This window comes from Pseudomonas sp. BRG-100 (genome assembly GCF_000737955.1).
Classification (GTDB): Bacteria; Pseudomonadota; Gammaproteobacteria; order Pseudomonadales; family Pseudomonadaceae; genus Aquipseudomonas; species Aquipseudomonas synxantha_A.
This window is the reverse complement of sequence record NZ_JPRX01000001.1, coordinates 2,232,545-2,246,792: the sequence shown is the minus strand read 5'-3', so window position 1 is coordinate 2,246,792 and position 14,248 is coordinate 2,232,545. Positions and strand designations below refer to the sequence as shown.

The window sequence follows — 14,248 nt, the reverse complement described above, 5'->3', positions numbered from 1 at the left end:
AGAAAGATGGTTCATCATGGAAAACGCCAGCGCCGCTCCACGTCTGCCCCGCAAGCGCCGCAGCCTTGCCCAGGAATTGGTCACGGTGTTGTCCGAGCAGATCCGCGATGGCCAGCTCAAACGCGGCGATAAACTGCCTACCGAGTCGGCGATCATGGACGCCCACGGCGTCAGCCGCACCGTGGTGCGCGAGGCCATCTCGCGCTTGCAGGCGGCGGGGCAGGTCGAGACCCGCCATGGTATCGGCACCTTTGTGTTGGACACGCCCAGCCCTAGCGGTTTCCGCATTGACCCGGCCACCGTGGTGACCTTGCGTGATGTGCTGGCGATTCTGGAGCTGCGTATCAGCCTGGAAGTAGAGTCGGCGGGCCTTGCCGCCTTGCGTCGCAGTGATGCACAACTGGCCGCCATGCGTGCGGCCCTTGATGCGCTGAATGAAAGTGCGGCCCACGCTGGCGATGCGGTGGCGTCAGACTTTGCCTTCCACCTGGAAATTGCACTGTCTACCGGCAACCGCTACTTCACCGACATCATGACCCACCTGGGTACCAGCATCATTCCGCGTACCCGCTTGAATTCGGCGCGCCTGGCCCATGATGACCAACAGCATTACATGAGCCGCCTGAGTCGCGAACACGAAGAAATCTATGAGGCAATTGCCCGTCAGGATTCGGATGCGGCGCGGGCGGCCATGCGTCTGCATTTGACCAACAGCCGTGAGCGGCTGCGCCATGCCCATGAAGAGGCAGAAGCGCAGCGCGGCTGAGGTTTGCCATATCCCGTGTGGGAGCTGGCTTGCCTGCGATAGCGGTGTGTCAGTCATTGAGTTTGTTACTGAACCACTGCATTCGCAGGCAAGCCAGCTCCCACATTTGATCTCCATTATCTGGAGTACCGGGCCTGTTTAGCTGGCGGGTTGATTGGGCTTGTAGTCTTTGAGCAACAGATACGTACTCCACCCCCACCAATCATTGGTCCAGTGTTTGTCGTTCAGGTCATTGACGTCCTTGCGCCGCAGCACCTTGTCCCCCTCCATCTTGAACAACGGCGAGAAGTTATTCGCCGGGTTTTGCGCGGCGTTCAGGTCGGGCACATACAGCGGTGCCTTGAAGCTGGCCGGGGAGGGCGCGACGCCGCTGATGAAGGTTTCGAAGATTTCGTCTGCCGAAGCCTGCACCGCACGTTTTACCTGCACGCGATTATCGGCGTCGATGCTGTCGAAGTAGCGCTTGTCGCCGTAGGCATGCCACTGATCACCCATGGCATTACGCACCTTGAGCCCGAACTTGCTGTCTTCGTCGTGCATGAAGCGGCTGATCAGCGAGCCCAGTTCACCTGGCGTCACAACGGCTGCCAACTGTTTGCGCGGCACTCGCAGGTGCCCGGCAGAAAACAGGTCGGTCAAGAAGTGATCAGCGAAGCTGTTCATCGCATAGGCCAGTTCCAGGGCCTGGTCGGTACCCGTCTGGTGGGCCACAACGGCTTGTTGCAGCGCCGCCGTGTGACCGGCCAGGTACGCGGACAAGGCCCACTCACCGAAGTGATCGGCATTGTCCGCTGCCAGCTTGAGGTAGCGTCCCAAGGGAATCAGGGCCGAAACAGCGCTGCCGCCACCCGTGATGCGGTTCCACTCCTCCGACAACGTATCACCCAGTGCGTCGTAGGCTTCATGGGGTTGTTTGCCATCCTTGATCGCCTGCTTGACGGCGTTGATTTCCTTTTGCATCACCGCCAGGATCTTCTGCGCCTCTTCCCGTGAGGCGGGCAATACGGCGAGAGAGTTGAAGGCTGCAGTGAAACGTTGCACGCGCTCGGCCGCAGAGGCGCCATCGCTGATGGCTTGGCCGGGGATGCCATAGAAATCGCCACCCAAAGCGATCACTTGGCCGTAGGTCAGCGCGAGCCCGTTGGGCAGATGCAATTGCACCTGGTGTGCAGGAATCGCCGCAGCGTCCTTGGCGAAGCGCAGCAGGGTTTCATCGCCGATGGCGGTGTGTTCACCCCCTTCAAAACGCAGGGTTGGCGGGAGTTTCTCGGGTACTGCTAGTTCAAGACCTGACATGTTAGCTCCTTGCTATGTCGTGGGAATCTTCCTTTTTAACTGTATGTATATACAGTTAAAGTTACTATAGGTGAGAAATTTCCTACGTCAAGAGTTGCAATCCACACGTCAGGTGCGAGCGGAGGCTCAACGAATTGCAGTTGACGAATCTTTTTATAGTTGTACGATGACGTACGACATCATCAAAACCAACAACAACGCTTTCCTCAGAAAGTCTTCGCCCAGGGTGTTCGAATAATGAATCCACAAGAACTGAAGTCCATCCTCTCCCACGGTCTGCTGTCTTTCCCGGTGACCGATTTCAACGCCCAGGGTGACTTCCACCAGGCGGGCTACATCAAGCGCCTCGAATGGCTAGCCCCTTACGGCGCCACCGCGTTGTTCGCAGCCGGTGGGACGGGTGAGTTTTTTTCCCTCGCTGCCAGCGAATATTCCCAAGTGGTAAAAACCGCCGTGGACACTTGCGCGTCCAGCGTGCCGATTCTTGCCGGTGTGGGCGGTTCGACCCGCCAGGCCATCGAGTACGCCCAGGAGGCAGAACGCCTCGGTGCCAAAGGCTTGCTGCTGCTGCCGCACTACCTCACCGAAGCCAGCCAGGACGGGGTTGCTGCCCACGTTGAAGCGGTGTGCAAGTCGGTCAAGATCGGCGTGGTGGTTTACAACCGCAATGTCTGCCGCCTGACCGCGCCGCTGTTGGAGCGCCTGGCCGAACGTTGCCCGAACCTGATCGGCTACAAGGATGGCCTGGGTGATATCGAGTTGATGGTGTCGATCCGTCGCCGCCTGGGTGACCGATTCAGCTACCTCGGCGGCCTGCCGACTGCAGAGGTTTACGCCGCGGCCTACAAAGCCCTTGGAGTGCCGGTGTACTCCTCGGCGGTGTTCAACTTCATCCCGAAAACCGCCATGGACTTCTACCACGCCATTGCCCGCGAAGATCACGTCACCGTCGACAAGATCATCGATGACTTCTTCCTGCCTTACCTGGACATCCGTAATCGCAAAGCCGGGTACGCAGTGAGCATCGTCAAGGCTGGCGCGAAAATTGTCGGGTATGACGCCGGCCCGGTGCGTACGCCGCTGACCGATCTGTTGCCGGAAGAATACGAAGCCCTGGCCGCGCTGATCGACAAGCAAGGCGCGCAATAAATTATCCACAAGGCCGCTGAGCAATCAGCGGCCTTTTGCGTCAGGAGAAGATTTGTGTCCCAAGCAAAGCGTTTCGAAAACTACATCAACGGTGAATGGGTAACCGGCGCCGACTATTGCACCAATATCAACCCGTCTGATTTGTCCGATGTCATCGGCGAATACGCCAAAGCGGACGTGGCCCAAGTCAACGCGGCCATTGACGCGGCCCGCGCCGCTTTCCCGGCCTGGTCCACGTCCGGTATCCAGGCGCGCCACGACGCGCTGGATAAAGTCGGCAGTGAAATCCTTGCCCGTCGCGAAGAGCTCGGCACCTTGTTGGCCCGGGAAGAGGGCAAGACCCTGCCCGAAGCCATCGGCGAAGTGACCCGCGCCGGTAATATTTTCAAGTTCTTCGCCGGTGAATGCCTGCGCCTTTCAGGTGATTACGTGCCCTCGGTGCGTCCGGGCGTCAGCGTTGAAGTGACTCGCGAAGCCCTTGGCGTGGTGGGGCTGATTACTCCATGGAATTTCCCGATTGCCATTCCCGCGTGGAAAATCGCCCCGGCCCTGGCCTACGGCAACTGCGTGGTGATCAAACCTGCGGAGCTGGTGCCGGGTTGCGCCTGGGCCCTGACGGAGATCATTTCTCGCGCTGGTTTCCCTGCTGGTGTGTTCAACCTGGTGATGGGCAGCGGTCGTGTCGTCGGTGACGTGTTGGTTAACAGCCCGAAAGTCGATGGCATCAGCTTCACCGGCTCCGTTGGCGTGGGTCGTCAGATCGCCGTCAATTGTGTGTCGCGCCAGGCCAAAGTGCAGTTGGAAATGGGCGGCAAGAACCCGCAGATCATCCTCGATGACGCCGACCTCAAGCAGGCGGTGGAGTTGTCGGTGCAGAGCGCGTTCTATTCCACCGGCCAGCGTTGCACTGCGTCGAGCCGCTTGATTGTCACGGCGGGGATCCACGACCAGTTTGTCGCCGCCATGGCCGAGCGCATGAAGTCGATCAGGGTCGGCCACGCTTTGAATAGCGGCACCGACATTGGCCCGGTGGTGTCCCAGACCCAGTTGGACCAGGACATGAAATACATCGACATCGGCCAGAGCGAAGGTGCGCGGCTGGTCAGCGGTGGCGGCCTGGTGACCTGCGATACCGAAGGCTATTACCTGGCGCCGACCTTGTTTGCCGACAGCGAAGCGGCGATGCGCATCAGCCGTGAAGAAATCTTCGGCCCGGTGGCCAACGTGGTGCGTGTGGCTGACTACGAGGCGGCGCTGGCCATGGCCAACGACACCGAATTCGGCCTGTCGGCGGGTATCGCCACTACGTCGCTGAAGTACGCCAACCACTTCAAACGCCACTCCCAGGCCGGGATGGTGATGGTCAACCTGCCGACGGCGGGTGTGGACTACCACGTTCCATTCGGTGGCCGTAAGGGCTCATCCTACGGTTCGCGTGAGCAAGGTCGCTATGCGCAAGAGTTCTACACCGTGGTGAAGACCAGCTATATCGGGTCGTAATACGCAGCATCCTGTGGCACTGGCTTTATGTGGGAGCTGGCTTGCCTGCGATAGCATCACCTCGGTCTTGCTGACACACCGAGGTGTCTGCATTGCGGGCAAGCCCGGCTCCCACAGGAAAAACAAAAAATCATTACCCGCAAAAAAATAATTAGTGGGAGTACCTCTTCATGCAAGCGACCAAGCCGACCCATGTCCGCTATTTGATCCTGCTCATGCTGTTTCTGGTGACCACGATCAACTATGCCGACCGCGCAACTATCGCCATCGCCGGCTCCAGCCTGCAAAAAGACCTCGGCATCGACGCGGTCACCCTCGGTTACATCTTCTCCGCATTCGGTTGGGCTTACGTGGCCGGGCAAATTCCTGGCGGCTGGCTGCTCGACCGCTTCGGCTCGAAAAAAATATACGCCTTGAGCATCTTCACCTGGTCGCTATTCACCGTGCTGCAAGGCTATGTCGGTGAGTTCGGCGTCTCCACCGCCGTAGTGGCGCTGTTCATGCTGCGCTTTATGGTGGGCCTGGCCGAGGCGCCGTCGTTTCCGGGCAATGCCCGTATTGTTGCGGCGTGGTTTCCTACGGCTGAGCGCGGCACCGCATCGGCAATCTTCAATTCGGCGCAGTACTTCGCCACGGTGTTGTTTGCGCCATTGATGGGCTGGATCGTCTACCGCTTCGGCTGGCAGCATGTGTTTATCGTGATGGGCGTGATCGGCATCGTGTTCTCGATGATCTGGCTGAAAGTTATCCACAGCCCGCGCCAGCATCCGATGATCAACGAGGCCGAGTTCAACCACATCGCTGCCAACGGCGCGATGGTCGACATGGATCAGGACAAGGGCAAGGGTAAGAAAACTGATGGGCCGAAGTGGGATTACATACGCCAGTTATTGACCAACCGCATGATGCTCGGCGTGTATCTGGGCCAGTACTGCATCAACGGCATCACCTACTTCTTTCTGACCTGGTTCCCGGTGTATCTGGTGCAGGATCGCGGCATGACCATTCTCAAGGCTGGTTTTATCGCCTCGTTGCCGGCGATCTGCGGCTTTATCGGCGGTGTGCTCGGCGGGGTGATTTCTGACTACCTGCTGCGTAAAGGCCACTCGCTGACCTTTGCACGCAAGGCGCCGATCATTGGTGGCCTGCTGATCTCCAGCAGTATCGTGGCCTGCAATTACGTGGACATCGAATGGATGGTGGTGGGCTTCATGGCCCTGGCGTTCTTCGGCAAAGGCGTTGGCGCACTGGGTTGGGCGGTAGTGTCCGACACCTCGCCGAAGCAGATCGCCGGCCTCAGTGGCGGCCTGTTCAACACCTTCGGTAACCTGGCGTCGATCACCACGCCGATTGTCATCGGCTACATCATCAGCACTACCGGCTCGTTCAAATGGGCCCTGGTGTTCGTCGGCGCCAACGCGCTGGTCGCAGTGTTCAGCTACCTGGTGATTGTCGGCCCGATCAAGCGCGTGGTGCTCAAAGAGCCGCCCGCCAAAGGCCCTGAGTTGACCAACCTTTCCCAAGCGCATTCCTGAGGTTCGTGTGATGCAGTTGATTGAACATGCCGACTCGCCGCGCTCGATCCGTTTGCACGAGCGCGACAATGTGGTGATCGTGGTAAACGACCAGGGTGTACCGGCGGGCACTGAATTCCCCGACGGCCTGGTCACCGTGGAGTTCATACCCCAGAGCCACAAGGTCACACTGGAAGATATCCCCGAGGGCGGCCGGATTATCCGCTACGGTCAGACCATCGGTTACGCCCTGGCTCCGATTCCGCGTGGCAGTTGGGTGCAGGAAGATCAGCTGCGCATGCCCACCGCGCCACCGCTTGACAGCTTGCCGCTGTCCACCGAGGTGCCTGAAACCCAGGCACCGCTGGAGGGGTTCACCTTCGAGGGCTATCGCAATGCCGACGGTACCGTGGGCACGCGCAATATCCTCGGCATCACCACCACCGTGCAGTGCGTTACCGGCGTGCTGGACCACGCAGTCAAGCGCATCAAGGATGAGTTGCTGCCCAAGTATCCCCACGTCGATGATGTGGTGGCGCTGACTCACAGCTACGGCTGCGGCGTGGCGATTACGGCGACGGATGCCTATATCCCGATCCGCACCGTGCGCAATCTGGCGCGCAACCCGAACCTGGGCGGTGAAGCCCTGGTGATCAGCCTGGGCTGCGAGAAATTGCAGGCCGGCCAGGTGATGCACGATAACGACAGCTCGGTGGACTTGAGCGAGCCGTGGTTGTATCGCCTGCAGGATTCCAGCCATGGCTTTACCGAAATGATTGAGCAGATCATGGCGCTGGCCGAGGTGCGCTTGAAGAAACTCGACCAGCGCCGTCGGGAAACCGTGCCGGCTAGCGAGCTGATCCTGGGTATGCAGTGCGGTGGTAGTGATGCGTTTTCCGGTATCACCGCCAACCCGGCGCTGGGGTATGCCTCGGACTTGTTACTGCGGGCCGGCGCGACGGTGATGTTTTCCGAAGTGACTGAAGTGCGCGATGCCATTTACCTGCTGACTTCCCGGGCGCAGAACCAGGAGGTTGCCCGGGAACTGGTCAGGGAAATGGACTGGTATGACTGTTACCTGGCCAAGGGTGAAGCAGACCGCAGTGCCAATACCACGCCGGGCAACAAGAAGGGCGGGCTGTCGAATATTGTCGAGAAGTCATTGGGCTCCATCGTCAAGTCCGGCAGCAGCGCGATCAACGGCGTGCTCGGCCCCGGCGAGCGCTTGAAGGGCAAGGGCCTGATTTTTTGCGCCACCCCGGCCAGTGATTTTGTGTGCGGCACCTTGCAACTGGCGGCAGGGATGAACCTGCATGTATTCACCACCGGGCGTGGCACGCCGTACGGGCTGGCGATGGCGCCGGTGGTCAAGGTGTCGACCCGCACCGAGCTGGCCCAGCGCTGGCCGGACCTGATCGATATCGACGCCGGGCGCATTGCCACCGGGCGCGCGAGCATCGAGGAGCTGGGCTGGGAGTTGTTTCACTTCTACCTGGACGTGGCCAGTGGCAGGAAGCAGACGTGGGCGGAGCATCACAAGTTGCATAACGACATCACGCTGTTCAACCCGGCGCCGATTACCTGAGACCGAGTCGCCTGCATCGGGAGCAAGCCCCCTCCCACATTGGTCCGCATTTCAACAGAATGAATGCGTTCAAATGTGGGAGGGGGCTTGCTCCCGATAGCGGTAGACCAGACGACACGGGCTGCATGGCTTATCATTAGCCAACTAACGACGCCCACCAAGGTTCTCCCCGGCATGCTGGCAATCTTCCTTACCACCCTCACCATCACCGCGCCGGTGTTTGCCATGCTGTTTCTGGGGGTGCTGCTCAAGCGCATCAACTGGATCAACGACAACTTTATCCACACCGCGTCGTCCCTGGTGTTCAACGTCACCATGCCGGCGCTACTGTTCCTGGGCATCCTGCATGCCGACCTGCACGCGGCACTCAAGCCGGGTTTGCTGATCTATTTTGCCGTCGCCACCCTGGCGAGCTTTGCTTTGGCCTGGGGCTGGGCGATTTTTCGCTGCAAGCGTGAAGACCGGGGCATTTACACCCAGGGTGCGTTTCGCGGCAATAACGGGGTGATCGGCCTGGCGCTCGCCGCCAGTATGTACGGTGACTACGGGATCTCCCTGGGCGCAATCCTCGCGGCGCTGGTGATCCTGTTTTACAACACGCTGTCGACCATTGTGCTGGCGGTGTACAGCCCGGTGATCAAGTCCGACCCGTGGAGCATTTTCAAGAGTGTGGTGGCTAACCCACTGATCATCAGCGTGATCGTTGCTGCGCCGTTCGCGTACTTTCAGATCAGCTTGCCCGGCTGGTTCGAAAAGTCCTTGCAGTACCTGTCGGATACCACGCTGCCGTTGGCGTTGATTTGCATCGGCGGCACCTTGTCCATGGCCGCGCTGCGCAAGAGCGGCAACATGGCGTTGAGTGCGAGCCTGATGAAGATGATCTGGTTGCCGGTGATCGCAACCTTGGGCGCTTGGTTGCTGGGCTTTCGCGGGCCGGAGCTGGGGATTCTGTTCCTGTACTTCGGCGCGCCGACAGCCGCGGCCAGCTTCGTGATGGCCAGGGCGGCGCAAGGCAATCATGAGCTGGCGGCGGCGATTATCGTGATCACTACGCTGATGGCGGCGGTGACCACCAATATCGGGATTTTCGTATTGCAGGCGGGTGGCTGGATCTAGGCGTCTTTCTGGTAGCTTTCGATCACTTCCTGCGCCGCCCGAAAGGCATCAATCGCCGCCGGCACACCGGCATACACCGCGCAATGCAGCAGCGCTTCGCGAATCTCGTCTACCGTGCAGCCATTATTAAGTGCACCGCGCACGTGGCCCTTGAGTTCCTGCGGGCATTTGAGGGCTGTCAGGGCGGCGAGGGTGATCAGGCTGCGGGTCTTGAGCGGCAAGCCTTCGCGGTTCCAGACAGCGCCCCACGCATGTTCATTGACGAAGTCCTGCAGCGGCTGGGTGAACGCCGTGGCATTACCCAGGGCGCGGTCGACGAATGCATCGCCCATGACTTGGCGTCGTACCTCAACTCCGGGTTTTTTCTGATCGGTCATTTCGATTCCCTCTTGTGTTGGCGGTGCCAGGCGCGCACAGAGGTGAACAACAGCAAAGCCACCAACGCCGGCAGGACGTAATACAGCATCAATTGTTCAAGCTTGTTGGCCAGGGGCATACCGGTGGTGAAGGCCATTACGTGCAGCCCGTACGCCAGGTACAACCCCAGCAGCACCAGCCCTTCGATACGCGTCACGCGGTAGCCGGTATAAAACACCGGCAGGCACAGGACGATGGCACCGAGCATTACCGGCAAATCGAAGTCCAGGGCATTGGGTGATACCGACAGCGGCGACGGCGCCACCAGCGCGGTAAAGCCCAGCACGCCCAGCAGGTTGAACAGGTTGCTGCCGATCACGTTGCCCACCGCAATTTCCCGCTCGCCGCGCAAGGCGGCGATCAGCGATGTGGCAAGGCAGGGCAGCGAGGTGCCCACGCCGATGAGCGTCAGGCCGATGACGCGCTCCGACAAGCCCAGGTCGCCCGCCACTTCCACCGCGGCGCCCAGCAACAAATGCCCGGCCAGTACCAGCACCAATAGCCCGGCGAACATCAGTAACGCGCTGCTCAACCAGGGTGCCTTGGCCACGGTGTCCAGGGTGCGCGGGCGGCGTGAATGACGCGTCTGGTGGTGCAGCACGCCAAGGTAAGCTACCAGCGCCACCAGCAGCAAAACACCATCGAGCGGTGTCAGCACTTCATTGGCGGCCAGGATAAACACCAGCAGACCGGCGAAGATCATCACCGGGATATCCACACGCACCAGTTGCCGCGAGACCCGCAGCGGAATGATCAGCGCCGACAGGCCCAGGGTGACGAGGATATTGAAAATGCTGCTGCCAATAACGCTACCCACGGCGATATCGGTATTGCCGGCCAGCGTGGCCTGGAGGCTGACGGCCATCTGCGGCGCGCTGCTGCCGAAGGCGACAACGCTCAAGCCGATGATCAGCGGTCGCACTTTGAGGCTGGCCGCCAGGCGCACGGCGGCGCGTACCAGGATCTCGGCGCCGACGATCAACAGCAGCAAGCCGCCGACCAGTTCGAGCAGGCTCCAGGGCGAAAGGGCGTTCAATCCGAAAATACTCAAGGCGGCCTCAATCAATTGTTCAGGGCTTGCACGCGAACCCGTGCGGTGCCGCTGCCCAGCATACGCAGTTGCTCGGCAGCCTTGCGGGAAACGTCGATCAGGCGCCCACGGGTGTGCGGGCCGCGGTCATTGATGCGCACCACGACCGATCGGTCGTTGTTCAGATTGGTCACTTTGACCCGCGTACCGAAGGGCAGGCGCCGATGCGCAGCGGTCAAGGCGTTCTGGTTGAAGGGTTCACCACTGGCGGTTCTTTTGCCATGGTGTTTGGCGCCGTAATAGGAGGCGGTGCCGGTTTCGTCGTAACCGTTGGGGTCGATGAGACCGCTGGCGCAACCGGCCAGCAGGGAGGACAAGGCCAGGAGGCCGAGTAGACGTTTCATTGTCAGGACATCCCCAATAAAAAATGTGGAGAGGGAGCAAGCCCTCTCCCACACAGGTTGGAGCCAGACCTTGAAGTCTGCTCCAACCATTCACCGCAATCAGCCTTCGAGCTTGCTTTTAAGCAGTTCGTTCACCTGTTGCGGGTTGGCTTTGCCCTTGGAAGCTTTCATGGCCTGGCCGACAAAGAAGCCGAACATCTTGCCGCGCTTGGCTTCGTCTGCGGCGCGGTATTGCTCGACCTGTTCGGCATTCGCCGCGAGCATTTCATCGAGTACGGCCGAAATCGCGCCGCTGTCGGTGACTTGCTTGAGGCCACGCTTCTCGATGATCTCGTCGGCGTTGCCTTCACCCGCGGCCATCGCTTCGAACACCGTCTTGGCGATTTTGCCGGAGATGGTGTTGTCCTTGATGCGCAGCAGCATCCCGCCCAATTGTTCGGCAGTGACGGGCGCTTCGTCGATTTCCAGGCCCTGTTTGTTCAGCAGGCTGCCCAGTTCGACCATCACCCAGTTGGCCGCCAGCTTGGCGTCGCCGGCAATGCTCACGACTTTTTCGAAGTAGTTGGCTTGTTCACGGCTGGAGGCCAGCACGCTGGCATCGTAGACCGACAGGCCGAACTGCTCCTGGAAGCGCTCGCGTTTTTGCTGCGGCAGTTCCGGCAGGGTGGCGCGGATGTCGTTGAGGAACGAATCTTCCAGCACCACCGGCAACAGGTCCGGGTCGGGGAAGTAACGGTAGTCGTTGGCTTCCTCCTTGCTGCGCATGGCGCGGGTTTCGTCTTTGTTCGGGTCGTACAGGCGCGTTTGCTGGATCACCTTGCCGCCGTCTTCGATCAATTCGATCTGGCGACGCACTTCGCTGTTGATCGCCTTCTCGATGAAGCGGAACGAGTTGACGTTCTTGATCTCGCAGCGGGTGCCGAACTCAACCTGGCCCTTTGGCCGGATCGACACGTTGCAGTCGCAACGCAGCGAGCCTTCGGCCATGTTGCCGTCGCAGATGCCCAGGTAGCGCACCAGCGCGTGGATGGTCTTGACGTAGGCCACGGCTTCCTTGGCGCTGCGCATGTCCGGTTCGGAGACGATTTCCAGCAGCGGCGTGCCGGCACGGTTCAGGTCGATACCGGTGGCGCCGGGGAATTCTTCGTGCAGGCTCTTGCCGGCGTCTTCTTCCAGGTGCGCACGGGTTACGCCGACACGCTTGATGGTGCCGTCTTCCAGCGGGATGTCCAAGTGGCCCTTGCCGACGATCGGCAGTTCCATCTGGCTGATCTGGTAGCCCTTGGGCAGGTCCGGATAGAAGTAGTTCTTGCGTGCAAACACGTTGTGCTGGCCGATTTCGGCGTCAATCGCCAGGCCGAACATCACCGCCATGCGCACCGCTTCCTGGTTCAGCACCGGCAGCACGCCGGGCATGCCCAGGTCGACCAGGCTGGCCTGGGTGTTGGGCTCAGAGCCGAACGTGGTGGCGCTACCGGAGAAAATCTTCGATTGGGTGGCGAGCTGGGTATGAATCTCCAGCCCGATCACAACTTCCCATTGCATAGTGTTCTCCTCAGAAGCCGGTAGGGGTGCGGGTGTGCCAGTCGGTGTGCAACTGGTACTGGTGCGCCACATTGAGCAGGCGGCCTTCCTGGAAATACGGGGCGAGCAATTGCACGCCTACCGGCAAGCCATCGACGAAACCGGCGGGCATGGACAAGCCCGGCAGGCCCGCGAGGTTGGCGGTAATGGTGTAGAGGTCTTCCAGGTACTCGGCGATCGGGTCGCCGGTCTTGGCGCCGATTTTCCAGGCCGGGTTCGGCGTGGTCGGGCCGAGGATCACGTCGACTTCTTCGAAGGCGGCCATGAAATCGTTCTTGATCAGGCGACGGATTTTCTGCGCCTTGAGGTAGTACGCGTCGTAGTAGCCGGCGGACAGGGCATAGGCACCGACCATGATCCGGCGCTGGACTTCACTGCCGAAGCCTTCGCCACGGGAGCGTTTGTACAGGTCGGTGAGGTCTTTCGGGTTCTCGCAGCGATAGCCGAAGCGCACACCGTCGAAACGCGACAGGTTGGAAGACGCCTCTGCCGGCGCGATCACGTAATAGGCGGGAATCGCGTGCTGGTTGTTCGGCAGGCTGATTTCCTTGATCACGGCGCCCAGCTTTTCCAGCTCTTTGATGCTGTTTTGCACCAGATCGGCGATACGCGGGTCGAGGCCGGCGCTGAAGTACTCTTTCGGCACGCCGATGCGCAGGCCCTTGAGCGAGGTATTCAGGCTGGCGCTGTAGTCCGGCACGGGCTCATCGATGCTGGTGGAGTCCTGTTTATCGAAGCCTGCCATGCCTTGTAACAATATTGCACAGTCTTCAGCGGTGCGTGCCAGAGGGCCGCCCTGATCGAGACTTGAGGCGTAGGCGATCATGCCCCAGCGGGAAACGCGACCGTAGGTCGGCTTCAGGCCGGTGAGGTTGGTGAACGCGGCGGGCTGGCGGATCGAACCACCGGTGTCGGTCGCCGTAGCGGCGGGCAGGAAGCGTGCGGCCACGGCCGCAGCCGAGCCACCCGACGAACCGCCGGGCACGTGCTCAAGGTTCCACGGGTTTTTCACCGCGCCGTAGTAGCTCGACTCGTTGGCCGAACCCATGGCGAACTCGTCCATGTTGGTCTTGCCCAGGGTCACAGCCCCGGCGGCGGCCAGCTTGGACACCACGGTGGCGTCGTAGGGCGCCTTGAAGTTGTCGAGCATCTTCGAGCCGCAGCTGGTGCGAATGCCCTGGGTGCAGAACAGGTCCTTGTGGGCGATGGGGGCGCCCAGCAGAGGGTTGTTTTCACCGTTGGCGCGACGTGCGTCGGCGGCCTTGGCCTGGCTCAGGGCCAGCTCTTGGGTGAGGCTGATGAAGCTGTTGACCTTGGGATCGTGCTCGGCGATACGCGCAAGCAGGGTTTTGGTCAGCTCTTCGCTGGAAAACGTTTTGTCGGCGAGACCGCGGGCGATCTCGGCCAGAGTCATGTGATGCATGAAAGGCTCTTTCCCTTTAGTCGATGACTTTCGGAACCAGGTACAGGCCGTTTTCGACCGCTGGCGCGATGGACTGGTAGGCCTCGCGGTTATTGCGCTCGGTCACGACGTCTGCGCGCAGGCGCTGACTGGCTTCCAGCGGGTGAGCCAGGGGCTCGATGCCGTCGGTATTGACGGCCTGCATTTGGTCAACCAGCCCGAGAATGCTGTTCAGGGCTGCGGTGGTCTGTGGAAGATCGGCGTCATTGAGGCCAAGCGAGGCCAAATGCGCGATTTTTTCCACGTCGGAGCGTTCAAGCGCCATGGGATTCTCCAGTGGAAAACAGAACGGAAGGCGTCCGTGTGTTAGATTGTCGGAACACTACCGCATTTCTACGGTCATATGGCCGCGATTGTGGGGGTTGGTGCACAGAAAGTCGGCCAATTTAGCACATTGGCGCCTTGCCCAAAATCCCTGTCGTTGT

General features: G+C 60.5%; 13 protein-coding genes. 6 read left to right on the top strand and 7 right to left on the bottom strand.

Translation table 11 applies throughout. From position 1 onward, the window contains the following. Positions 1–16 precede the first annotated feature (16 nt). Entirely contained in the window at positions 17–766 is a 750-nt protein-coding gene (locus tag JH25_RS17290) for a FadR/GntR family transcriptional regulator (protein ID WP_032877801.1), read from the top strand. 138 nt (positions 767–904) lie between these two features. On the opposite strand, the gene JH25_RS17295 is transcribed toward JH25_RS17290, so the two are convergent. Next, positions 905–2,062, bottom strand: coding sequence for a hypothetical protein (locus tag JH25_RS17295; RefSeq protein WP_032877800.1), 1,158 nt, complete (start codon positions 2,060–2,062; stop codon positions 905–907). A 237-nt stretch (positions 2,063–2,299) separates the two neighbouring features. Here JH25_RS17295 and kdgD point away from each other — a divergent pair, with 237 nt between their 5' ends. From kdgD to JH25_RS17320, 5 genes are all read left to right on the top strand, one after another. After that, entirely contained in the window at positions 2,300–3,211 is a 912-nt protein-coding gene (gene kdgD / locus JH25_RS17300; RefSeq protein WP_005784786.1) for a 5-dehydro-4-deoxyglucarate dehydratase, read from the top strand. 54 nt (positions 3,212–3,265) lie between these two features. Beyond that, entirely contained in the window at positions 3,266–4,711 is a 1,446-nt protein-coding gene (locus JH25_RS17305) for an aldehyde dehydrogenase family protein (RefSeq protein ID WP_032877799.1), read from the top strand. A gap of 170 nt (positions 4,712–4,881) precedes the next feature. Further along, entirely contained in the window at positions 4,882–6,246 is a 1,365-nt protein-coding gene (locus JH25_RS17310; protein WP_032877798.1) for an MFS transporter, read from the top strand. A 10-nt stretch (positions 6,247–6,256) separates the two neighbouring features. Further along, on the top strand, positions 6,257–7,810 hold the full coding sequence (gene garD, locus JH25_RS17315; RefSeq protein ID WP_032877797.1) for a galactarate dehydratase: 1,554 nt from the start codon (positions 6,257–6,259) through the stop codon (positions 7,808–7,810). A 174-nt stretch (positions 7,811–7,984) separates the two neighbouring features. Further along, positions 7,985–8,926, top strand: coding sequence for an AEC family transporter (locus JH25_RS17320; RefSeq protein WP_005784792.1), 942 nt, complete (start codon positions 7,985–7,987; stop codon positions 8,924–8,926). Here JH25_RS17320 and JH25_RS17325 read toward each other — a convergent pair. The 6 genes from JH25_RS17325 to gatC form a co-directional block, all read right to left on the bottom strand. Continuing rightward, positions 8,923–9,303, bottom strand: a complete 381-nt coding sequence (locus tag JH25_RS17325; RefSeq protein WP_032877796.1) for a carboxymuconolactone decarboxylase family protein — start codon at positions 9,301–9,303, stop codon at positions 8,923–8,925. The genes JH25_RS17320 and JH25_RS17325 overlap by 4 nt on opposite strands. Then, a complete protein-coding gene (locus JH25_RS17330) occupies positions 9,300–10,379 on the bottom strand; it encodes a calcium/sodium antiporter (RefSeq protein ID WP_005784796.1) in 1,080 nt (359 codons plus the stop codon). The genes JH25_RS17325 and JH25_RS17330 overlap by 4 nt, the downstream gene beginning before the upstream one ends. Before the next feature lie 26 nt (positions 10,380–10,405). Then, entirely contained in the window at positions 10,406–10,777 is a 372-nt protein-coding gene (locus tag JH25_RS17335; protein ID WP_005784798.1) for a septal ring lytic transglycosylase RlpA family protein, read from the bottom strand. 99 nt (positions 10,778–10,876) lie between these two features. Next, positions 10,877–12,322 (bottom strand): Asp-tRNA(Asn)/Glu-tRNA(Gln) amidotransferase subunit GatB, encoded by a 1,446-nt coding sequence (gene gatB / locus JH25_RS17340; protein WP_005784800.1) that lies wholly within the window; start codon positions 12,320–12,322, stop codon positions 10,877–10,879. A gap of 10 nt (positions 12,323–12,332) precedes the next feature. Continuing rightward, positions 12,333–13,784: an Asp-tRNA(Asn)/Glu-tRNA(Gln) amidotransferase subunit GatA gene (gene gatA / locus JH25_RS17345; RefSeq protein ID WP_032877795.1), complete on the bottom strand. Its 1,452-nt coding sequence runs from the start codon at positions 13,782–13,784 to the stop codon at positions 12,333–12,335. Positions 13,785–13,800: 16 nt separating this feature from the next. Then, positions 13,801–14,088 carry an Asp-tRNA(Asn)/Glu-tRNA(Gln) amidotransferase subunit GatC gene (gene gatC / locus JH25_RS17350; protein ID WP_003188556.1) on the bottom strand — a complete coding sequence of 96 codons (288 nt, stop codon included), beginning with the start codon at positions 14,086–14,088 and terminating at the stop codon, positions 13,801–13,803. Positions 14,089–14,248: the final 160 nt, after the last annotated feature.

Excerpts from the sequence above, each read along its gene's own strand:
- kdgD (WP_005784786.1), top strand. The coding sequence starts at position 2,300 with ATGAATCCACAAGAACTGAAGTCCATCCTCTCCCACGGTCTGCTGTCT.
- JH25_RS17295 (WP_032877800.1), bottom strand. The coding sequence starts at position 2,062 with ATGTCAGGTCTTGAACTAGCAGTACCCGAGAAACTCCCGCCAACCCTG.
- JH25_RS17320 (WP_005784792.1), top strand. The coding sequence starts at position 7,985 with ATGCTGGCAATCTTCCTTACCACCCTCACCATCACCGCGCCGGTGTTT.
- JH25_RS17290 (WP_032877801.1), top strand. The coding sequence starts at position 17 with ATGGAAAACGCCAGCGCCGCTCCACGTCTGCCCCGCAAGCGCCGCAGC.
- JH25_RS17325 (WP_032877796.1), bottom strand. The coding sequence starts at position 9,303 with ATGACCGATCAGAAAAAACCCGGAGTTGAGGTACGACGCCAAGTCATG.
- JH25_RS17335 (WP_005784798.1), bottom strand. The coding sequence starts at position 10,777 with ATGAAACGTCTACTCGGCCTCCTGGCCTTGTCCTCCCTGCTGGCCGGT.
- gatC (WP_003188556.1), bottom strand. The coding sequence starts at position 14,088 with ATGGCGCTTGAACGCTCCGACGTGGAAAAAATCGCGCATTTGGCCTCG.
- garD (WP_032877797.1), top strand. The coding sequence starts at position 6,257 with ATGCAGTTGATTGAACATGCCGACTCGCCGCGCTCGATCCGTTTGCAC.
- gatA (WP_032877795.1), bottom strand. The coding sequence starts at position 13,784 with ATGCATCACATGACTCTGGCCGAGATCGCCCGCGGTCTCGCCGACAAA.
- JH25_RS17310 (WP_032877798.1), top strand. The coding sequence starts at position 4,882 with ATGCAAGCGACCAAGCCGACCCATGTCCGCTATTTGATCCTGCTCATG.
- gatB (WP_005784800.1), bottom strand. The coding sequence starts at position 12,322 with ATGCAATGGGAAGTTGTGATCGGGCTGGAGATTCATACCCAGCTCGCC.